The organism is Aquimarina ulvae (genome assembly GCF_053613295.3).
On record NZ_JBSIBP030000006.1, the window covers coordinates 51,055 to 71,719 of the forward strand.

The 20,665-nt window shown below is 33.9% G+C and carries 21 protein-coding genes; 9 read left to right on the forward strand and 12 right to left on the reverse strand.

Going from position 1 to position 20,665, the window contains the following annotated elements:
- Positions 1-304: 304 nt before the first annotated feature.
- Together ACWGOQ_RS14015 and ACWGOQ_RS14020 are read right to left on the reverse strand one after the other, a co-directional pair.
- A complete protein-coding gene (locus ACWGOQ_RS14015) occupies positions 305-562 on the reverse strand; it encodes a hypothetical protein (RefSeq protein WP_452059000.1) in 258 nt (85 codons plus the stop codon).
- 352 nt (positions 563-914) lie between these two features.
- The gene (locus tag ACWGOQ_RS14020; RefSeq protein ID WP_452058999.1) at positions 915-4,367 is read right to left on the reverse strand and encodes a pyruvate carboxylase; all 3,453 of its coding nucleotides are present in this window, start codon (positions 4,365-4,367) and stop codon (positions 915-917) included.
- Positions 4,368-4,662: 295 nt separating this feature from the next.
- On the opposite strand from ACWGOQ_RS14020, the gene ACWGOQ_RS14025 reads away from it, so the two are divergent.
- Both ACWGOQ_RS14025 and ACWGOQ_RS14030 read left to right on the forward strand, forming a co-directional pair.
- Entirely contained in the window at positions 4,663-4,848 is a 186-nt protein-coding gene (locus tag ACWGOQ_RS14025) for a CsbD family protein (protein WP_452058998.1), read from the forward strand.
- Positions 4,849-4,956: 108 nt separating this feature from the next.
- Complete coding sequence (locus ACWGOQ_RS14030; protein WP_452058997.1) at positions 4,957-5,754, forward strand: TerC family protein; 798 nt, start codon at positions 4,957-4,959, stop codon at positions 5,752-5,754.
- Between the two features lie 75 nt (positions 5,755-5,829).
- Here ACWGOQ_RS14030 and ACWGOQ_RS14035 read toward each other — a convergent pair whose 3' ends face one another.
- The 10 genes from ACWGOQ_RS14035 to ACWGOQ_RS14080 all read right to left on the reverse strand — a co-directional run bounded on the left by ACWGOQ_RS14035 (position 5,830) and on the right by ACWGOQ_RS14080 (position 15,203).
- Positions 5,830-6,963: a TRAP transporter substrate-binding protein gene (locus ACWGOQ_RS14035; RefSeq protein WP_452058996.1), complete on the reverse strand. Its 1,134-nt coding sequence runs from the start codon at positions 6,961-6,963 to the stop codon at positions 5,830-5,832.
- A gap of 58 nt (positions 6,964-7,021) precedes the next feature.
- Positions 7,022-8,368 (reverse strand): TRAP transporter large permease, encoded by a 1,347-nt coding sequence (locus tag ACWGOQ_RS14040; RefSeq protein WP_452058995.1) that lies wholly within the window; start codon positions 8,366-8,368, stop codon positions 7,022-7,024.
- Positions 8,368-8,871: a TRAP transporter small permease subunit gene (locus ACWGOQ_RS14045; RefSeq protein WP_452058994.1), complete on the reverse strand. Its 504-nt coding sequence runs from the start codon at positions 8,869-8,871 to the stop codon at positions 8,368-8,370. Before ACWGOQ_RS14045 ends, ACWGOQ_RS14040 begins: the two co-directional genes overlap by 1 nt.
- A gap of 214 nt (positions 8,872-9,085) precedes the next feature.
- A complete protein-coding gene (locus tag ACWGOQ_RS14050; protein ID WP_452058993.1) occupies positions 9,086-9,610 on the reverse strand; it encodes a DUF421 domain-containing protein in 525 nt (174 codons plus the stop codon).
- A 164-nt stretch (positions 9,611-9,774) separates the two neighbouring features.
- On the reverse strand, positions 9,775-10,536 hold the full coding sequence (gene yaaA / locus ACWGOQ_RS14055; RefSeq protein ID WP_452058992.1) for a peroxide stress protein YaaA: 762 nt from the start codon (positions 10,534-10,536) through the stop codon (positions 9,775-9,777).
- A gap of 162 nt (positions 10,537-10,698) precedes the next feature.
- Positions 10,699-10,890, reverse strand: a complete 192-nt coding sequence (locus ACWGOQ_RS14060; RefSeq protein ID WP_452058991.1) for a cold-shock protein — start codon at positions 10,888-10,890, stop codon at positions 10,699-10,701.
- 117 nt (positions 10,891-11,007) lie between these two features.
- Positions 11,008-12,345 carry an amidohydrolase family protein gene (locus tag ACWGOQ_RS14065; protein WP_452058990.1) on the reverse strand — a complete coding sequence of 446 codons (1,338 nt, stop codon included), beginning with the start codon at positions 12,343-12,345 and terminating at the stop codon, positions 11,008-11,010.
- 88 nt (positions 12,346-12,433) lie between these two features.
- Entirely contained in the window at positions 12,434-13,402 is a 969-nt protein-coding gene (locus ACWGOQ_RS14070; protein WP_458202825.1) for an AraC family transcriptional regulator, read from the reverse strand.
- A 149-nt stretch (positions 13,403-13,551) separates the two neighbouring features.
- Positions 13,552-14,598: an RluA family pseudouridine synthase gene (locus ACWGOQ_RS14075; protein ID WP_452058988.1), complete on the reverse strand. Its 1,047-nt coding sequence runs from the start codon at positions 14,596-14,598 to the stop codon at positions 13,552-13,554.
- Between the two features lie 26 nt (positions 14,599-14,624).
- Entirely contained in the window at positions 14,625-15,203 is a 579-nt protein-coding gene (locus tag ACWGOQ_RS14080) for a PASTA domain-containing protein (RefSeq protein WP_452058987.1), read from the reverse strand.
- 94 nt (positions 15,204-15,297) lie between these two features.
- Between ACWGOQ_RS14080 and ACWGOQ_RS14085 the strand changes: the two genes are divergently transcribed.
- From ACWGOQ_RS14085 to ACWGOQ_RS14115, 7 genes are all read left to right on the forward strand, one after another.
- Complete coding sequence (locus ACWGOQ_RS14085) at positions 15,298-16,278, forward strand: D-alanine--D-alanine ligase (RefSeq protein WP_452058986.1); 981 nt, start codon at positions 15,298-15,300, stop codon at positions 16,276-16,278.
- Positions 16,279-16,364: 86 nt separating this feature from the next.
- Complete coding sequence (gene coaD / locus ACWGOQ_RS14090; protein ID WP_452058985.1) at positions 16,365-16,826, forward strand: pantetheine-phosphate adenylyltransferase; 462 nt, start codon at positions 16,365-16,367, stop codon at positions 16,824-16,826.
- 28 nt (positions 16,827-16,854) lie between these two features.
- On the forward strand, positions 16,855-17,589 hold the full coding sequence (locus ACWGOQ_RS14095; protein ID WP_452058984.1) for a hypothetical protein: 735 nt from the start codon (positions 16,855-16,857) through the stop codon (positions 17,587-17,589).
- The gene (locus ACWGOQ_RS14100) at positions 17,589-17,720 is read left to right on the forward strand and encodes a VOC family protein (RefSeq protein ID WP_452058983.1); all 132 of its coding nucleotides are present in this window, start codon (positions 17,589-17,591) and stop codon (positions 17,718-17,720) included. Before ACWGOQ_RS14095 ends, ACWGOQ_RS14100 begins: the two co-directional genes overlap by 1 nt.
- Positions 17,721-17,752: 32 nt before the next feature.
- Entirely contained in the window at positions 17,753-17,983 is a 231-nt protein-coding gene (locus ACWGOQ_RS14105) for a VOC family protein (protein ID WP_458202828.1), read from the forward strand.
- 57 nt (positions 17,984-18,040) lie between these two features.
- Complete coding sequence (locus ACWGOQ_RS14110; protein ID WP_452058982.1) at positions 18,041-19,438, forward strand: DUF1800 domain-containing protein; 1,398 nt, start codon at positions 18,041-18,043, stop codon at positions 19,436-19,438.
- 12 nt (positions 19,439-19,450) lie between these two features.
- Positions 19,451-20,644, forward strand: coding sequence for a DUF1501 domain-containing protein (locus ACWGOQ_RS14115; RefSeq protein WP_452058981.1), 1,194 nt, complete (start codon positions 19,451-19,453; stop codon positions 20,642-20,644).
- Positions 20,645-20,665 lie beyond the last annotated feature (21 nt).

Genomic DNA, 20,665 nt, shown 5'->3' on the forward strand with positions numbered 1-20,665 from the left:
AAGTTTTTGCGAAATGCAAAGGAATAATCATTGGTTTACAGATAAATCCTAAACCAATAATGATCAGATTACATCTTTTTAGCTTATAATCACTCTAACTGTAGAGGTAACGATACCTTTTTACTAGATGGAGGTAATTAGGTTTTTACATCATTAACCACTCCGCTATATTTATTTCGATTGGGTTTAGAAAAATGTTGAGATTCTATAATAATCTCTTCTAAAATCTCTTTAGTCTTGTTTCTTCTCCCTTTTCTAGTAGAAATTGAGCTAGGGTATAACGTTCTTTATAATTAACATATCGCTAATCAATAGACTTTACGTTTTCTTCTGCTTCTTCTGATCTGCCCTGCTTATCTAATGCCAAACCATAAAGAAACTGGTTTCTGGAACCTGTAAAATCTGCTTTCGAGTTTATTTGCTCCGCACAGAAAACAACTTTATCAAATTCATTTGTTTTATAATATCCCTGAAGTAATTTTTTAATAACTCCGGCATCCTGTTTATAATTACTTTTCAGAGCTATTTCATATTCATCAATACCTACATGGTAGTCTTTCATTTCACATAATGCATCTCCACGATGTACTCGATTCTGATTAGTATCAGCAAAATTAACCTATTTTTTTAAGATCATTTACGCTTTTGGTCGGATTGACAACAGTAATAATCTCATTTTGAACGACACTTAAGTCTTTTTTAATAAACACCTGGGTCAAGAGATAGGTAATACAACCAATAACTGGTAAAAATAAAATTAGAAAATACCAGTAGTATTCGTTTCTATACTTAAAAGTGTGATAAATACAGAATACTTGTATAAGGCTACCATTAAAAAGTATAGCATTTGGCTAAAATAATAAAACTTGATTTACCTCAACAGATTTATAAACCTTTTGAAATAAAGACCGATCTTATTTGAAAGTGATGATTAAATCATCTGCTTCTACCATCTTGCCTGATTTCAACACAATTTTTTTAACCGTAGCATCTTCGTTCGCAGTAATAGTGGTTTCCATTTTCATAGCTTCTATAACAAATAATGGATCATTTTTCTTTACTTCCTGACCTGTTTTTACTACTATTGAAGACAAGGAACCTTGTAGCGGAGCTCCCACCTGTTTTGGATCTGTCTTATCCACCTTAGCATGTACAACTTTATCAACCTTTATGGAGTTATCTTTAATCTCTACGTTTCTAGTTTGACCATTTACTTTAAAGAATACAGTGACCTTACCATTCTCGTGAGGCTCTCCTATTGAAATCAATTCTATCAATAAGATCTTTCCTTTGTCCAATTCAATGATAATTTCTTCACCCGGAGTCATTCCATAAAAGAAATTTTTAGACGGAATATTCATTACATTACCATATTGAACATGATGATTGTATGCTCCGGTAAATACCTTGGGGTACAACTTATATGAAAGGAAATCTGTGATATCCAATGGTCTGCCCATTCCTTTCTTAAATACCTTTACGAAGTCTTTAAATTCAGTCTCAAAATCCACTGGTTCCAAGTGTGCATTAGGTCTATTAGTAAATGGTTTCTGATCTTTTAAAATTGATTTCTGAAGATCTTTCGGAAACCCTCCTTCTGGCTGTCCAAGCTCTCCTTTAAACAAACTAACTACAGATTGGGGGAATGAAATTGTCTCTCCTCTTTCTTTTACATCCGCAATGGTTAGATTATTGCTAACAAGATATTGAGCCATATCTCCTACTACTTTTGAGCTTGGTGTTACTTTTACAATATCCCCAAAAAGGGTATTTACTTCTCCGTACATCTTAGTAATTTCATGAAAACGATCAGCCAATCCTAATCCTTGCGCTTGTGGTTTTAGATTAGAGTATTGCCCTCCAGGAATTTCATGTTGATAAACTTCTCCTGTTCCTGCTTTCAGACCAGATTCAAAAACGTAGTAATATTCGCGTACGACCTCCCAATAATTAGAATATTCGTTCAATTTTTTTATATCTATTGGGTTTTCACGATTGTGAAATCTCAACATTTCTACAATTGCATTAAAATTAGGTTGAGCTGTTAATCCAGAAAGCCCTCCTAACGCAACATCTACAACATCTACTCCTGCTTCAATTGCCTTTAGATAAGAAGCAGATTGTACAGAAGAAGTATCGTGCGTATGCAAATGAATAGGGATATTAATCTCAGACTTTAATGCTGATACCAACTCGTATGCTGCATAGGGTTTCAGCAATCCAGCCATATCCTTAATCCCTAAGATATGAGCCCCTGCATTTTCTATGTCCTTTGCCAATTGAACATAATATGCTAACGTATATTTAGTTCGTTTAGGGTCCAAAATATCTCCTGTATAACACAGGGAACCTTCAGCCAAACCATTTGTACGAGTCCTAACGTGTTCGATACAAGGAGCAATTGATTTCATCCAGTTCAATGAATCGAAGATCCTAAAGACATCTACTCCATTTTCCCAAGATTGCTCTACAAACTTTCCAATTAAGTTGTCAGGGTAAGCGGTATATCCAACGCCATTTGACCCTCGAATTAGCATCTGCAACAACAAATTGGGCATAGCTTTTCTTAGAGAGCGAAGGCGCTCCCAAGGGTTTTCTCTTAAAAATCGAAGACACACATCAAAAGTTGCTCCTCCCCAAACTTCCATACTAAATACTTCGGGGTGGTTTTTTGCAAATCCTTCTGCAACTTTGAGCATATCATACGTTCGCATTCTGGTAGCCAATAAACTCTGGTGTGCATCACGCATAGTAGTATCCGTAAAATGAACTTTCTTTTCGCTTTTCAACCAAGAGGAAAATTTTTCGGGACCTAATTCAGTTAATAAATCTTTTGTTCCTTTTTTATATCCATTAGTTTGATCAAATTCTGGCACCTTGGGAACAACAAAAGTCTTCGTTGAATCGATACCTTTTACATCTGGATTACCGTTTACAATAATATCTCCTAAAAAGTTTGCTAATTTAGTTGCACGGTTTCGAGGTTCTTTAATGGTGAACAATGCTTTTGTATCCCGAATAAAATTAACGGTAACCTTGCCTTTTCTAAAAGTTTCATGCTGCAAAATATTATCCAAAAAAGGCATGTTGGTTTTTACACCTCGAATTCTAAATTCTGAAAGCGCTCTGCGCATTTTTCTGCAAGCCCCGTCCAAGGTTCTACTATTAGCAGAAACCTTTACTAACATGGAATCAAAAAATGGTGAAATGGTAACCCCTTGATACACGCTTCCTGCGTCTAGTCTAATCCCAAATCCAGATGCACTTCTGTAGGTTGTTATAGTTCCGTAATCAGGTTTGAAATCATTTTCTGGATCTTCGGTTGTAATCCTACATTGTACTGCATATCCATTAACCTTTAGGCTCTCCTGACTTTCTATCTTGATTTGTTTATCTGATAATTTATAGTTACCAGCGATAAATATTTGCGCTTTGATCAAATCGATTCCTGTTACAATTTCTGTAACTGTATGTTCTACCTGTACCCGAGGGTTTACTTCTATAAAATAAATACTTCCGTCATCGTCTACTAAAAATTCTACCGTACCAATGTTATTATAGTCCACTGCTTTGCAAATAGTTAAAGCGTAGGTGTATAAACTTTCGAGAATTTCTTGTGGCACTCCATATGATGGAGCGTATTCAATCACTTTTTGATATCGCCTCTGAACAGAGCAATCACGCTCAAAAAGATGCACCATATTACCGTGATGATCAGCAACTATTTGAATCTCTATATGTTTTGGATTCTCGACAAACTTCTCTAAAAAAACAGTATCATCCCCAAATGCATTGAGGGCTTCTCTTTGGGATTCGGGATATGCTTTTTCTAACTCTTCTACACTTCTAATTACTCGCATTCCTCTGCCTCCTCCTCCAGAAGCTGCTTTTAGCATAACAGGAAAACCAATTCGTTTCGCTTCTTTACTTGCAATTTTTACATCTGTAAGGTCTTGTTTATTACTTTGAATAATAGGAATATCATTCTTAATAGCGACTTCTTTTGCCATTATTTTGTCACCTAACGAGCGGAGCACCGATACTTTAGGCCCTATAAAAATAACATCATTTTCTTCACATTTCTGGGCAAAATCTGCATTCTCCGAAAGGAAACCATATCCTGGATGTATCGCATCCACATTATTACTTTTTGCAACCTTGATAATTGCATCTATATTCAAATACGGTTTTAAAGGCTCGTTATCCGCGCCTATTTGATATGCTTCATCTGCTTTATAGCGATGTAAAGAATACCTATCTTCATAAGTATAAACCCCTACAGTTTGTAGGCCAATTTCTGTACAAGCTCTAAAAATTCTGATAGCTATTTCCCCTCGATTGGCAACTAAAACTTTTTTGATCTGCATGGTGATATTTTCGTGTTTAAGTGATGATTAGCGAACATTCGCTGCGAAGGTATGGATTAGAAAAATTCTTTGCAACGTAATTATTCTCAAGTTATAAAAAAACATTCAAATCATACACTGATATAAATTTTATAACAACCTTGCTAGTCCTCATAAAGAAAATATTTTGTTATTGGAGGATATTATATCAAAAACACCGTACTAGCATTCAGGTTAAAAAACCTTTTAATCGGGTTAATGTTTCCCTGTCAATTTCAATAAATTGTGGATTATTAATAATTTAAAATTATATACTATGAATACTGATCAATTAGAGGGCAAATGGAAACAAGTAAAGGGGCAATTCAAACAGAAATATGGGAAAGTCACCGATGATGACACGACGTACGCTGAAGGTAGATTTGATGAGATGCTAGGTAACCTTCAGGAAAAAACGGGGAAAACAAAAGAGGAACTGAAAGAAGAAATTGATAAAATGTAACAAAAGATCAATTGGAATTTCACTCCGAAATTTATTTAAAAAAAAAATACAATTCTAACTATTGGAATTGTATTTTTTTGATTTACTTCGTATAAATCTTCAAGTAAAATGTTAGATATTTTAACTAATGCAGATGCCTGGGTTGCATTATTAACCCTTACCTTTTTAGAAATTATCTTAGGTATTGATAACATTGTTTTTATTTCAATTGCAGCCAGCAAACTACCTGCCCATCAACAACGACAAGCGACTAATTGGGGGTTAATTCTAGCAATGGGACAAAGAATTATTTTACTATTTGGTGTCTCTTACCTTGTAGCACTAAAAGAACCTTTTTATACTATAGATAATTCTTGGTTGAACATTGGTATTAGCTGGCAAAGTTTAATTTTATTTTTTGGAGGTATCTTTTTACTATATAAAAGTACGTCCGAAATTCACGATAAGGTAGATACTCCTAAAAAAGAGGAAGATGAATTAAAAAATAAAAAAATAACCTCTTTAAAAAGGGCAATCGTTCAAATCCTTATTATAGATTTTATTTTTTCTATAGACTCGATATTAACTGCTATTGGAATGACTAACGGAATTGGCGATAAACCACAGGATGCACTGGTTTTAATGATTATTGCTGTGGTAATCTCTATATTAATCATGATGATTTTTGCAAATGGAATAAGAACTTTTATCAACAAACATCCATCAATGCAATTACTGGCTTTATCATTTTTAATTTTAATTGGCTTTATGCTTATCACAGAAGCGGCTCATTTATCAAAAGCGGTTATTTTCAATCAGGAAATTGGAGCTATCCCCAAAGGGTACCTGTATTTTGCTATTGCTTTTTCTTTACTCGTTGAATTTTTAAACATGCGAATGAAAAAGAAAATGGAAGTAAAAAATTGATCTCTATAATAGTGATAATAACAAATAACATTTTGCTTAGCTCCGTCCGCTGCCTAGTTTTTCAAAAAAAACACGTTACTTCTGAATCTTATTATAGTAGGCTTTTTCTGTAATTTCAGACCATTTAGAAATTCTTCTCTGAAAATTAGAGTAACTCTCATATACTTCTTTCGATAACGGATCATCACCTATCATTTCTAGTATTGCTTCCTCCGTAAAACCTCGTAATGCGTCTAGCGTTTCTTTAGAAAACTCCCGAATCTCTACTTGTTCCTCATTTACCAATTTGTCTAGATAAACTCCGTTCTGTTTATCGAACTCTGATAGCACCCAGACTTGTGCACGTTTTGATGCAGCTTGCAACACAGCTTGCAGATGTGGAGGAAGCCCGTCGTGAAGTTTTTTATTAATAAAAAACTCTAATTGAGATCCTGTTTCGTGCCATCCAGGAGTATAATAATACTTTGAAATTTTATGAAATCCCATTTTATAATCGTGATAAGGACCTATCCATTCTGTAGCATCAATAACACCTCTTTCTAAGCTTGTATAAATTTCACTTCCTGCAACAAGCACTGCGGCTCCTCCTGCTTTTTCTAAAACCCTACCACCGATTCCTGGCAAACGCATTTTTAATCCTTTAAAATCTTCTACCGAATTAATTTCACGGTTAAACCATCCTCCCATCTGCACTCCCGTATTACCACCCATAAAGGGAACTAAATTGAATTTTGCATAGGTTTTCTTCCAAAGTTCATATCCCCCTCCTACTTCTAACCAAGAAGTTATTTGTTGACTATTCATCCCAAAAGGAACTGCTGCAAAAAATTGCGCTGCAGGAGTTTTTCCTGCCCAATAATATGCCGCACCACATCCCATTTCAATAGTACCTTGAGACACTGCATCGAATGCTTCTAATGGAGGCACCAACTCCCCACCACCATATACTTTAATTTTAATCTGACCATTGGAGAGTTCATCAACCCAAGCTGCATATTTTTCTGCTACTTCTCCAACCACAGGGAAATTGGGTGGCCAAGTGGTAGTCATTTTCCAATAGAAAACTTTATTAGGTTTCGTTACATCGTAAGATGAAGGGGTGTTCATATTTGCTGGTGGCTCCCCCAAACAAGATGATAAAAAAATTATTATTGCACTGAATAAAAGTAACTTAATTGGACATCGCTTTTTTACTTTGTAGAAATTCATAACGCTATTTTTTACGATCTATTAAGAGAAATTAGTCTGATGGTACTCTATGAATGTATCATTTGGAATTAAAAATAATCTCTGGAAAAAACACAACTAAACTTACGATGAATAATTGAATTATAATAAAAGGAATAATTCCTCTATATATTTGACTTGTCTTGACAGATTCTGGTGCGACTCCTTTTAGATAAAACAATGCAAACCCAAACGGTGGTGTCAGAAAGGAGGTTTGTAAATTCAATGCCATCAATATTCCTACCCACAGCATATTGATATCAAAAGCATTAAAGATTGGGGTTACTACTGGCACAATTATAAAGACGATCTCAATAAAATCTATAAAGAAGCCAGCAACAAAAATTACAACCATAACCAATAATAAAAACATTAAAGGAGTTAATTGCGAAGACATAATTAGTTCCTGAAGATACCTGTCACCACCTAATGTTCTAAAAACTAATGTAAATGTAGTAGCTCCTAGCAATATAAAAAAAACCATTGTTGTTAGTCTTGTGGTCTCTTGGGCAACTTCTTTGAGAATCCTTAATGAAAACTTTTTTTGAGTAATTGTTAATATGGTTGCACCCAATGCTCCAATAGCAGAAGCCTCGGTAGGAGATGCTATTCCGGTAAAAATCGAGCCTAGTACAATAACTATTAATAAAACGGGAAGTAATAAAACTTTGAGAATTTTAGAAACGAAATTATGACCTCTAAAAGCTGCGATTTCTTCTACAGGAATGCTTGGCGCATCATCCTTATGAATAAATGATTTTATTAATATGTATACTATATATAACCCTACGAGCAATAATCCTGGAAGCAATGCTGCAGAAAACAATGTTCCTACATCCACCGATGCGGCTCCTCTTGAAGAGCTATTGATAGTATCTGCCAACAACACTAATACAATAGAAGGCGGAATAATTTGTCCTAGCGTTCCCGAAGAGGCTATCACTCCTACTGCAAGTTCTGTTTTGTATCCTCTTTTTAGCATGGTAGGTAAACTAATCAATCCCATGGTAACTACGGTTGCTCCCACTATTCCGGTAGATGCAGCTAATAATGCCCCGACAATGACAACCGAAATTGCCAAACCGCCACGTACTTGCCCGAACATCATAGCCATGGTCTCCAACAAATTCTGAGCAAGTCCTGATTTTTCTAACATTATTCCCATAAAAATAAACAGAGGAACGGCCATCAACACATAGTTATTTACGACTCCCATAATTCGGGAAGGAAGTAAATAGAAGGTCGACATGACAAAGTAATCCGGTGCAAAAATTGACACCCCAAACGCAAATGCAACAGAAATACCCCCTAAAGTAAAGGCAACTGGATATCCTTTAAGAATTAAAACAAAGATAATAACGAATAAAATAACTGCTAAAAACTCCATTATATGTCTTTACTGATAATAACCTGTATTGATTTTAGCATCTCGGAAACACCCTGAAGTAATAAAAACATAAAGCCTAACGTAATGCAAAACTTAAGTACATATAAAGCAGGTAATCCGCCCGGTTGTGGAGATCCCTCATTCATTGCAAAAGAAGACACCCCATAATACCATGAAGAAACAATTACAACATAACACCACGGAATTAATAAAAAAGCACCTCCTAACAAATCAATCCAAGCCTTACCTTTAAGAGACAACCTTGTGTAGAAAACATCAACTCTTACATGCTTCCCATACTTGAAAGTATATCCAGAACCTATGAGAAACAAAATCCCAAACAAATAGATTTCAGTCTCAATTATCCATATAAAAGAAAACTGAAATATGTACCTAATGATCACATCAACACCAATTACTGTAGCCAAAAGAACAGCAATCCAGCTCACGAAAACTCCTGTTTTTTCGCTAACACAATCGAGAAAATTTATGATTTTCTGCATCTAAAGATTTTATATCTATTTTGGTTTAGTAAAAATAGTTGCCTAGGCTAAAAGTATTATTCAAGACCCCACTATGCTATAGGGTTAATTCAACTTATCATTTCAAAAGATTTAGTATTTTCTAAAATAATGTTTCACTAATATAAAAGCTGAAGATAGTAAAATTAGATTCATAAAAATAGAAAAATAGAGAGCACTAGCTTTTGTTATTCAACTATGAACTAACTTCTTCTAGAAGAAAATCGTCTAGCACTTCATCATCTTCGCCATGTAAGACACTTACATCCCCTGTTGTTTCTAAAACAACGGCGCGTACTTTTTTTAAAGATAAAACATTTGCTTCTCTTAATTTACCTCTCAATTCGTTCATTGTAATTTTGGCTTTACTCATGTTGTCTTCTAAGAAATTTCCTTCTTTCATTAAGAGCAACGGGGTATTATCAGTTAGGTTCCTAAATTTTTCAAATTTAAATTGAAAATAAGTAATCGTAAAGTTAACCAGATATAAAATCCCTATTAATAGTATACCGGTTAACAACTTAGGATTACTAGTTGCAACGCTCATGGCTAAAAGATTCCCTATAGCAATAGTATTTAAAAAGTCGAAACCTGTCATTTTCGCAAAACTTTTGAGACCAAAAATTCTTGTGAAAAGTAAAATAGAAAAATACATTAATAACGTACCTATCAATATTGCTGGAAGCTCGTTTAAGTCTTTGGTGAAATATTCTTGAATCATGGTATTTAGTTTACAGTTTAGAAAATTCTACATCTAAATTGAGAAATAAAAAACACATCATCTACTCTTAATGATTAAAAAGATGATCGATATGCCTAACATCTTTGGTAGTCATTTCTGAGCCAAACCAATTATATAAAGAACGAAAACATCAACATTGTCATTTATCTCACAAAAACCAATTCATTTGATTTGGTCGTATATTCTTCACTAAAATTATAGCCATCGTAATTGAATCCTTTCAGATGCTCAATGGTTTCTACTTCGTTGTCAATAATATAGCGTACCATCATTCCTCTGGCTTTCTTTGCATAAAAACTAATTACCTTCAATTTATCATTTTTCCAGTCCTTAAATACGGGTGTGATGATCGGAACTTTTAATTTTTTCTTGTCTACCGCTCCAAAATATTCATTACTGGCTAAATTAAGAAACAATTCATCTTCATTTAATTCATCATTAAGAGCAGTTGTCACCATTTCTTTCCATACTTCGTATAGATTTTCATTTCTTTCAATAGCTAGTTTTGTTCCCATTTCTAAACGATACGGTTGTATAAGATCAAGAGGTCTTAAAATTCCGTACATACCTGAAAGAATACGCAATGTATCCTGAAGCCTATCTAATTTGTCTGTTGGTATATGATAAGCGTTTAATCCCGCATATACATCGCCATCAAATGCATATACGGCAGGCCTAGAATTTTTTTTGGTATGATTTTCTTGAAAATCTTGATATCTGGTATAGTTAAGATCTGCCAATTTATCACTGATACTCATTAGATCCGCAATTTCGTTTTTGGACATTCTAGACAGCTTCCTGTTGATTTGAGCTGCAGTTTCGAGAAATTTTGGTTGCGTACCCCTATCCGTTGGTAATTTATCGTTATAATTTAAAGATTTTGCAGGAGATATAACTATTTTCATTGAATGTAGTCTTTATTGTTTTTCTCAAAAATACAATAGTGTTCTGACAAATAAAATCTACTAATGTAATTCCTATCTATTTGAGTATTGATATGTTCTATTTCAATAAAAAAAGCCCGCTCAAATGAGTGGGCTTGTACTAAAAAAAGTCAAATGTATATATTATAATACTTTCACGTTTACCGCGTTCATTCCTTTTTTACCTTCTTTAAGTTCAAACTCTACTTCGTCACCTTCACGAACTTCGTCGATTAAGCCTGAAATGTGTACAAAATGGTCTGTGTTTGATCCTTCTTCTGTGATGAATCCAAATCCTTTGGAGTCATTAAAAAATTTTACTGTTCCTTTATTCATTATAAAATATTAAAACGCGAATATACTATTTATTAGTGAGCAATCCCTATTTATTTCAAAATAAAGTTTTTAATAACGTTTTTTTAATATATCACCTTAGTAGTTTCAATAGTAATTTCATTTGTTATTTTTTTGTTTTTTAACATCATGTTCTACCTCCTTCAACATCAAATCAAGTGCTTTTCTACCCAACCATTTCCCTTTAATCATTACTCCTTCAATCGTTTTGGTATTTTGTATATTCTTTAATGGGTTTTTATTCAACAATACCAAATCTGCTAATTTGCCCTCATCAATAGTACCACTTAACGGTCTATTTAGATATTTAGCAGGGGTTACGGTAGCTGTTTTTAAAGTTTCGAATGGTGTAAGTCCTGATTCTTGTATTAATGCCAATTCTCTATGTAATGAAAAACCGGGTAAAAACAATCCATACGTATCACTTCCTGCCAACAATGGCACTTTTTCATTGCCTAATATCTTGGTAAACCTTTGTTGCCATTCTAATTCGTTCTGCAACCTAATCAGGGATTCTGGAGCGGTAAACCAAGGATTAGTGCGATAATGAGTACTATCAGACAGGCAATAGGCGGCATATTTTTCCGGAAGATATTTTATTTCATCATTTCTTTTCAAAATCTCAAATTTATCATCATCCGCATATCGACCAATCATCTCAAAAATACCTAGAGTAGGTGAAACGTAAACACCACTTTTCTTTATTTTCATTGCAGCTTGTTTAAGATATTGGGTATCTTCTTTTTGCACAGAACTAAAAACATTCATGAACTCTTCTATGTGAGCTATTGATTTCATTTTTAAAGAATACTTTAATGGCAGCTTTCTTTGACCGTGTCCAATAACAGGAATATTATACTTTATAGTCTCTTCAATAAGTTTCAGATATATTTCCTTAGTCAGATTATCTGCTATTTTCAGAAAATCATAGCCTCTCTCTCGATGCATATTAACCACTTTTACAACATCATCTATAGTTTGTAGATCTTCCGCTTTAAGGTATGGCCCTGTGGTTACATAATACGGAGCTAATATTTTATTACTATTGGCTTGCTCCCTGATTTTTATTTGATCTTGACCTTCATATTCTGCCATATTTCTGGCCGTGGTCACACCATTTGCAATTAATAGTTTGAACTCATTCTGAGCATTATTTATTAAATGATAATGCATTTCTGCCAAACCAGGAATTAGATACTTACCATTTGCATTTATTATACTATCCACTTTTTTGGTTACCCTTAATGAAACGGGTTCAATCTTGGATATTTTTCCATCTATAATAATTACTCTTTGATGATGTAATACTACTTCCTTAGTCATCGGAATAACATTAACATCTTCGAAAGCAAAACTTTTAGATTGACTAAATAATGGACTGAAATTGATCACCATTAAAATACAATAAGAAATGAGGCACTTACTAAATTTAAACATCTTGTTTGGTTTTATTATTACAAAGTCAAACCTAGTAAAAGTCAATACCATCAATGTTCAGGATTGTAGGATTCTGATAAATCCGAACCTATTCTTGCTTCTTTTTGAAAGTATTAGGAGTCATTCCTGTCTCTTTTTTAAATGCAGTATAAAAAGTTGTTTTAGACTTAAATCCCGCTTCTAAACCAATAGCTAATAAACTGTATTTATTAAATTCTTTATCAAGAATCATTTGTTTTACATCTTGTATTCTATAGAAATTAATAAACTCTGAAAAATTCATATCACTAAAAGCATTGATTTGTGTCGAGAGATAACCGGCACTTATTCCTAATCGCTTGGCTATCGTATCTCTACTTAGATCAGGATTATGATGTATATGCTCTTCTTGTATTAGAATCATCAATTGATCAATATATGGATTTGCGTCATCCTTTATTGAAGATCGTATATTTTTCACAGAACGACTAAGGAGTTGCCTAACCTCGTATTTATCATTAGACAATCTAAATTGATATAAGCCTTTATAAATTAACCAATACATGAAAATTGAAACTGCAACCCATAAAAATGTCAAGGGTGTCTTGATACCATATAGAAAACGTTGCCCTTCTATAATAATCCCATAAATTTCTAAAAAAGACATGAATATCCAGATCCATTTAATCCACTTAATAGCAACTTTCCTATTACTATTAAAAATACACTTTGCAGAAAAAAACATTAATACAACCGGAAAAACAATGGATAAAATACTGACTATCTTATAAAAGTAAAATACAACTTCTTTCTTATGCGCTAAGACAATCTCATATAAATCAAATATCGTATCCAAGGAGATCAAAATATTAATAACACTAAGAATCAAAAATGGAATATAAAGCAGTTTACTTTTTTTAGTCTCTATAAAAGGATGTTTCACTTTCTTTAGAAAAAAAACAAACAATGTAACAGGATATAAAAACTGCCATAAAAAAAGATCCGAAACGGATATAATTATTGGGTTTTTATTTAAATCCCAGAACCAATTATTTATTCCAATTAAGGATAATATCATAAGAGTATACCCGAGGAAAGAATGTTCCTTATTTTTAAAAAATCTGGAAAACAGAATGATCAGCCCTAAAAAAAATCCATGAATAATTCCAATTAGGGTAAAAATTTCTAAAAAAGATATTTCCATTTATTTATTTAAACTCTAATAAGCTAAACATCCAATTGATTCTTAGCATAATTCCTCCAACGCTCTACACATTGCTGCATATCATCAGGGACAGAAGTTTCAAAATGCATTTTCTTTCCGGTTACGGGATGTATAAATCCTAAAGTTCTCGCGTGTAGGGCTTGTCGCGGTAAAACTTTAAAACAATTTTCTACAAACTGTTTATATTTAGTAAATGTAGTTCCTTTAAGAATTTTTTCTCCTCCATAGCGTTCATCATTAAATAAAGTATGGCCAATATACTTCATATGTACACGAATCTGATGTGTTCTTCCTGTTTCTAATTTGCAAGAAACTAAGGTTACATATCCTAAACGCTCTATAACTTTATAGTGAGTAACTGCTGATTTTCCATTTTCTGCTTCATCTCCCTCAAAAACGGTGTTTTGCAATCTATTTTTGGGATGACGACCTATATTACCTTCTATAGTCCCTTCACCCTCAGATACATTACCCCAAACGATGGCCACATATTCACGCTCTGAGGTTTTGTCAAAAAACTGCTTTGCCAAGTGCGTCATGGCTTCTTCTGTCTTAGCAATCACCAATAATCCACTCGTATCTTTATCAATACGATGCACTAACCCAGGACGATTACTACTATTATTTGGCAGGTTATCAAAATGATAAATTAACGCATTGATCAATGTTCCGGAATAATTACCATGACCGGGGTGTACCACTATTCCGGCTGGTTTATTAATAACTAGCAACGCATCATCTTCATATATAATATCTAGTGGAATGTTTTCTGGTGTTAATAAATTCTCATAAGGAGGATGGGAAAACAATATCCGAACCACATCATTAGGTTTTACTTTATGATTTGATTTTACCACCACATCATTCACAAAAACACTTCCTGATTTGGCAGCTTGCTGTATTTTATTTCTGGTTGCGTTTTCAACAAAATTCATCAAAAATTTATCCACCCGCAACGGCACTTGTCCTGCTCCCGCCACAAAACGGTGATGCTCATAAAGATCATCCTCATTAGGACCTAAGTCTTTGATATCTGGGTTTTCTTCCAAAAGTAGTTTTTTTCTAAATTTTTAATTTATTGAGACAGTCGCAAGTTTCCACTTTCATCACCAACCACCAAATCAATCGTCGAAGTCTTCATTATTTTATCACCAGGTTTTAACGCTTTCCCCTTATGTCTGAGCTCGAGTACCTGATCGGATGGATCTGGTTTAAAAGTTATAGAACCAATTTTAAATCCAAGTGCTACTAATCTGGGCTCTACCTGTCTTCTGGTTTTACGAATTACATCTGGCACCTCAATCTTTCTATATCCCGAAGGATTTAGGGTTACATAAATCTTTCTATTTTCTTTCACCATATTTCCCGCCACGGGATTTTGTTCGATTACCGAATATCTCGGAAAGTCAGGATTAAAATTTGCAGAATCCTGAACTTCATATCTCAAATCCTTAGCTTCTACAAGTGTTTTTACCTCATCTAACGTTTTTTTACTTAATCTTGGTACTACAATTCGCTGATCGTGATTCGTAGAACTTTCTAGCCATTGTAAAGCTACAAAACATAGAATGACAATTAATGTAATTGCAATTACAAGTTGGATAAGAAATGTTTTACTCCAAATAAACCTAAAAAGTCCTTTTAAAAAATCCATGTATCAATTGATAGTTTCGGCAAAGATATAAAAACGGAAACTTTTTAGCTTTTGTTGTTAGATAAATGATATTTTTGTTTGTAAACCGCATTCAATGAAGAAAAATATCGCCATCCTTATGGGAGGTTATTCCAGTGAATATGACATTTCTATTAAAAGTGGAAATGCAGTTTACAATCACCTGGATAAAAATCTATACAATGCTTATCGTGTCTTTATTACAAAGAACTCTTGGTTTTATGTAGATGACACTGACCAAAAAACGGTTATTGACAAAAATGATTTTTCACTCTATCTTGATGGTATCAAAATAACTTTTGATGCAGCTTTTAATATAGTACATGGCACACCTGGTGAGGATGGTTTGTTACAAGCATATTTTGAGTTGATCGGAATTCCGCAGACCGCTTGTGACTTTTATCAAGCTGCACTTACTTTTAACAAGAGAGATTGCATAAGTACATTAAAACCTTATGGAATACCAACTGCAAAAAATTATTTTTTAAACAAAGGAGAAGCTGTAAATACCAAAAACATCATTGATACTGTCGGGCTGCCTTGCTTTGTAAAAGCAAATAAAGCAGGAAGCAGTTATGGAGTTTCTAAAGTAATTACAGAAGATCAGTTACTTTCTGCAATTGATGTTGCTTATAAAGAAGATGACGAAATAATCATAGAATCTTTCCTAAGCGGAACAGAAGTTTCTGTTGGGGTTATTACATATAAAGGAAAAGACACCGTTTTGCCAGTAACCGAGATTGTTTCAGAAAATGATTTCTTTGATTACGAAGCAAAATATTTGGGTAAATCTCAAGAAATAACACCCGCAAGACTTAGCGAACCAGACGAGAAGAAAGTAAAAGATTTGGCGTTAAAAGTATACCAGATTCTCAAAATGAAAGGTTTCTCCAGAAGCGAATATATTTTTCATAACGGAGAGCCACACTTTATAGAAATAAATACTAATCCCGGATTTAGTGAAGCCAGTATTCTGCCGCAACAGGCAATTGCTGCCGGTATTAGTCTAAAAGATTTATTGACCAATACAATTGAAGAGACTTTAACAAATAGCTAGTGAATCTCCAATAGAAATTGAACCGCATATTTAATATGAAACTTCGTAACTTTACTTATTATTAAATAAATAACAACAAATCACTTATGAGAAGAGCTGTTTTTCCTGGTTCATTCGATCCAATTACTTTAGGACATTATGATATTATTGAAAGAGGATTAACTCTTTTTGATGAAATCATATTGGCTATTGGTGTAAACGCTGAAAAGAAATATATGTTCTCACTAGAAGAACGAATGTATTTTATCGAAGAAGCTTTCAAAAATGAGCCCAAGATAAAAGTAATGACATACAAAGGGCTAACCGTAGATTTTTGCAAACAGCAAAACGCAGAGTTTATATTAAGAGGCTTACGAAACCCAGGAGATTTTGAGTTTGAAAAAGCCATAGCTCATACCAACCGAAAAATGACAGAAATTGAAACAGTTTTTCTTCTCACTTCATCAGGAAAAAGTTACATATCTTCTTCCATCGTAAGAGATGTGATTCGCAATGGTGGTGATTATACAGGGTTAGTTCCCGATACTGTAAGAGTAAAAAAAACATAGTATTCTTAAAACCCCAAAACAAAAACATATGAAACCTACTTTTATCAAAAACAAAATAGTACTATTTTTTGCTTTAGCGATTGTCTTTTATTCTTGTAGTAGTGATGAATCCAATGATAACACTATTGACACAGTAACTTGCCAGAACCCAAATAGTAGCATTTATGAAGAAAAAGATGGTCTGATTGCTGTTGAGTTTGAAAGCATTCAGGATCATAATGATTGGCAAAAAGAGAATACAATAATGGGATTTCTAGGAACACATTATCTTGTATGGACAGGAAATCAATTTTTAAACGCTCCGGGTAATGGTCTTCTTATTTATAAACTAAAGATCACCAATCCTGGTACTTATAGGTTTATGTGGAGGTCTAGAATCGCGACAGGCACCTCTGGATCCGAACATAATGATTCTTGGTTACGATTTGCAGATGCAGCTGGTTTTTATGGTAAAAAAGGAGAAAGTATTGTGTATCCTGGAGATACTGGTCAATCACCAACCCCGAATGGTTCCAGCAAAGAAGGCTGGTTTAAAATTTACAAAAGTGGTCCCGCAGACCAATGGAAATGGCAATCCTCTACAAGTGATAATGATGCACACGATATCTTTGTAGCATTTAGCACGCCAGGAATATATACCATGGAAGTCTCTGCCAGGTCTTCTTTTCATGCACTCGATAGGTTCGTTCTTTTCTCTGAAAATATTCTACTAAATGACGCTATAAACGAAGAAGCTATTCTGAGTGAAATAATATGTAATTAATGGCCAAAAGAAACATCGGAACAATAACACTGGTAGTTAGAAATTATGATAATGCTATCAGGTTTTATACAGAAAATTTAAATTTCAAACTTATCCAAGACATTGGCTTAGCGATCAAAAGCGGTGGGTAACAATTTCTCCTGAAAACACTTCAGATACGTCCATATTACTTGCAGAGGCAACCACTTCTAAACAACGAAAAGCAATTGGCAATCAGACCGGCGGAAGAATTTTCTTATTCCTTTATACGGATAATTTCTGGATAGATTATAATGATATGAAAGCTAAAGGAGTATCTTTTCGAGAAGAACCCAGAAAAGAAAGTTATGGAACTGTAGTGGTTTTTGAGGACCTGTATGGCAACAAATGGGATCTTATAGAACATAAAAGTTAGCGTTTCGATTTAAACCTTCGGGATGAATCACAGTCCTATATGTAAAAGCCTGTGATTATGAGTACTTCTTTATCAGATAGACAGATACAGCACCTTTATTGGAGAACCGGTTTTGGAATTTCTTCTTCAGGACTAAAATTTGTTAGAAAACTTTCTAAAAAACAAATCGTGGATATCTTGTTTTCAAATAGTAAACAAGAGACTGCGTTATCAATGGATTTTGGAGAATTACTTAAAAACCCAAGAAATTTATCAGTTGAAGAGCGTAAAAAACTGCGTAAGCTTCGCAATCAAAAGATGTTAGAACTCAATGTACTTTGGTTAAAAAAACTTACTGAAGGAAAGGAGGTTCTCAGAGAAAAAATGACATTATTTTTCCACGATCACTTTGCGGTTAGAGTAAAAACACCAAGCGCTTGTCTTCATCTTAATAATGTAATTAGAAAACACGTATTAGGAAACTTTGGAGAAATGCTTATGGAAGTTTCTAAATCCCCCGCTATGTTACTTTTCCTTAACAACAGGCAAAACCGCAAAAATAGTCCTAATGAAAACTTTGCGCGTGAGGTTATGGAACTTTTTACATTAGGAGTAGATAACGGATATACAGAAAAAGACATTAAAGAGGCTGCCAGAGCCTTTACAGGATGGAACTTTAATAAAGATGGCTCTTTCATTTTTAGAAAAAATCAACATGACTTCGGAGCTAAAACGGTATTAGGTAAAACCGGAAATTTTACTGGAGAAGATATTATCAAAATTCTTCTGGAACGAAAGCAAACTGCGCGACATATCTCAGAAAAAATCTATTGCTATTTTGTAAACGAAAAAATAGATACTAAACGCATAGAAGAGTTAACAGATTTTTTTTACAAAGTTGATTACAATCTGGAAGCACTAATGCGAAAAATATTCATGAGTGATTGGTTTTATGAATCTCAAAATATTGGGGTCAAAATAAAATCTCCTATAGAATTAATTGTAGGGTTGAGTAAACCTTTTAAAGTTAAATACGAAGATCCAAAAGTCCTGTTATACATTCAACATAAATTAAATCAAATCCTATTCTTCCCACCAAACGTAGCGGGTTGGCCAGGTGGAAGAGCCTGGATTGATAATTCTACATTACTATTAAGAATGAGATTGGCTTCGGTAACCCTAAATAATGGATTAATTGAATGGCACAGTGATACGGACGATGAAGCTAGTGTGATGATGCGAAATAAATTTTATAAAAAGATGAAAACTCAAATTGAAAAAAAAGTAAAAGCAACACCTGATTGGGATAGCTTCTTATCATCATTAGAACCTAGAAGCAAAGAAGAATTGGTAAGTTTTATCATACAGCCAGTCTTATTAGATGGAGCCAAAAAAATAGTTACTGAGCTCGATGCAACCGATACTAAAAACTTTATCATAGAACTAATGAGCTTACCAGAATATCAACTTTGCTAAAAGCTATGAATTATGGATAGAAGAAAATTTTTAAAACAGTCTGTTTTTGCTTCAGGAATGACACTAGTTCCTTCTTTTCTAAAAGGAATGGAGTTTCTGTCACCTGATCAATTATCAGGTTATAAAAATGTAGTTATCATACAACTTTCTGGAGGAAATGACGGTCTCAATAGTATTATTCCAATTAGTAATGACATTTATCATAGCAACAGGCCGAATATTGCCAAAAAAGAAGCGCAAACCATAAAAATAACCAATGATCTGGCATTTAATGACAGTCTGAAAGCAATTGCTGAATTATATGGTCAGGGACAAGTATCAATTATTAATAATGTAGGATACCCCAATCCCAATAGATCTCATTTTAGAAGTACCGACATCTGGCAAACGGCTAGTAAAACTAACCAGTATTTATCTACAGGTTGGGTAGGTAGATATCTCGATGCCAATTGTCAGCATCCGTATCAGGCTATACAAGTAGACAACACACTATCTCTGGCTATGAAGGGAAATCAAATGAATGGTATTGCTGTGGCGGATCCTAAGCAAATATATAGAACCACAAGAGAACCGTTTTTCAACAATCTTATGAATCATACCCATAAAGATATGTTAGATGAAGATAATCAGGGATACCTCTATAAAACTATGTTCGAAACCTATGCATCGGCTACTTACATTCAGGAAACTTCCAAAATATATGAAACCGCTACCGAATACCCCCAATCGCCTTTTGCCAAAAATCTAAAAACGATAGCGAATTTTATTGTATCTGGATTAAAAACAAGGGTCTATTACAGTTCCCTTGGCGGTTTCGATAGCCACGTAAATCAACTGAATAGTCAAGATAGGTTACTAAGAACTTATGGAGAAGCTATTAGAGCTTTAGTCGAAGACTTAAAAAAGAACAACAGGTTTCGGGGTACATTGATAGTAACATTTTCTGAGTTTGGCCGTCGTGTAAAACAAAACGGAAGTCTTGGAACAGATCACGGAGCCGCCAATAATGTGATAGCCATCAGTGGCTCACTAAAAAAACCCGGAATTTACAATGAATTACCAAAGCTATCCGATCTCGATACGAACGGCGATTTAAAATACACCATAGATTTTAGAAGTATCTATGCTTCTATTTTAAATAATTGGTTAGAGGTACGTGATCAAGATGTTTTAAACAAAACTTTTAAAAAACTAGACTTCATATAGAATCGTATACTGTCATCTATT

What these genes read in the sequence shown, in the direction of transcription:
- ACWGOQ_RS14015 (WP_452059000.1), bottom strand. Translation starts at nt 562, where the DNA reads ATGAAAGACTACCATGTAGGTATTGATGAATATGAAATAGCTCTGAAA.
- ACWGOQ_RS14020 (WP_452058999.1), bottom strand. Translation starts at nt 4,367, where the DNA reads ATGCAGATCAAAAAAGTTTTAGTTGCCAATCGAGGGGAAATAGCTATC.
- ACWGOQ_RS14025 (WP_452058998.1), top strand. Translation starts at nt 4,663, where the DNA reads ATGAATACTGATCAATTAGAGGGCAAATGGAAACAAGTAAAGGGGCAA.
- ACWGOQ_RS14030 (WP_452058997.1), top strand. Translation starts at nt 4,957, where the DNA reads ATGTTAGATATTTTAACTAATGCAGATGCCTGGGTTGCATTATTAACC.
- ACWGOQ_RS14035 (WP_452058996.1), bottom strand. Translation starts at nt 6,963, where the DNA reads ATGAATTTCTACAAAGTAAAAAAGCGATGTCCAATTAAGTTACTTTTA.
- ACWGOQ_RS14040 (WP_452058995.1), bottom strand. Translation starts at nt 8,368, where the DNA reads ATGGAGTTTTTAGCAGTTATTTTATTCGTTATTATCTTTGTTTTAATT.
- ACWGOQ_RS14045 (WP_452058994.1), bottom strand. Translation starts at nt 8,871, where the DNA reads ATGCAGAAAATCATAAATTTTCTCGATTGTGTTAGCGAAAAAACAGGA.
- ACWGOQ_RS14050 (WP_452058993.1), bottom strand. Translation starts at nt 9,610, where the DNA reads ATGATTCAAGAATATTTCACCAAAGACTTAAACGAGCTTCCAGCAATA.
- yaaA (WP_452058992.1), bottom strand. Translation starts at nt 10,536, where the DNA reads ATGAAAATAGTTATATCTCCTGCAAAATCTTTAAATTATAACGATAAA.
- ACWGOQ_RS14060 (WP_452058991.1), bottom strand. Translation starts at nt 10,890, where the DNA reads ATGAATAAAGGAACAGTAAAATTTTTTAATGACTCCAAAGGATTTGGA.
- ACWGOQ_RS14065 (WP_452058990.1), bottom strand. Translation starts at nt 12,345, where the DNA reads ATGTTTAAATTTAGTAAGTGCCTCATTTCTTATTGTATTTTAATGGTG.
- ACWGOQ_RS14070 (WP_458202825.1), bottom strand. Translation starts at nt 13,402, where the DNA reads ATGATATTATCCTTAATTGGAATAAATAATTGGTTCTGGGATTTAAAT.
- ACWGOQ_RS14080 (WP_452058987.1), bottom strand. Translation starts at nt 15,203, where the DNA reads ATGGATTTTTTAAAAGGACTTTTTAGGTTTATTTGGAGTAAAACATTT.
- ACWGOQ_RS14085 (WP_452058986.1), top strand. Translation starts at nt 15,298, where the DNA reads ATGAAGAAAAATATCGCCATCCTTATGGGAGGTTATTCCAGTGAATAT.
- coaD (WP_452058985.1), top strand. Translation starts at nt 16,365, where the DNA reads ATGAGAAGAGCTGTTTTTCCTGGTTCATTCGATCCAATTACTTTAGGA.
- ACWGOQ_RS14095 (WP_452058984.1), top strand. Translation starts at nt 16,855, where the DNA reads ATGAAACCTACTTTTATCAAAAACAAAATAGTACTATTTTTTGCTTTA.
- ACWGOQ_RS14100 (WP_452058983.1), top strand. Translation starts at nt 17,589, where the DNA reads ATGGCCAAAAGAAACATCGGAACAATAACACTGGTAGTTAGAAATTAT.
- ACWGOQ_RS14110 (WP_452058982.1), top strand. Translation starts at nt 18,041, where the DNA reads ATGAGTACTTCTTTATCAGATAGACAGATACAGCACCTTTATTGGAGA.
- ACWGOQ_RS14115 (WP_452058981.1), top strand. Translation starts at nt 19,451, where the DNA reads ATGGATAGAAGAAAATTTTTAAAACAGTCTGTTTTTGCTTCAGGAATG.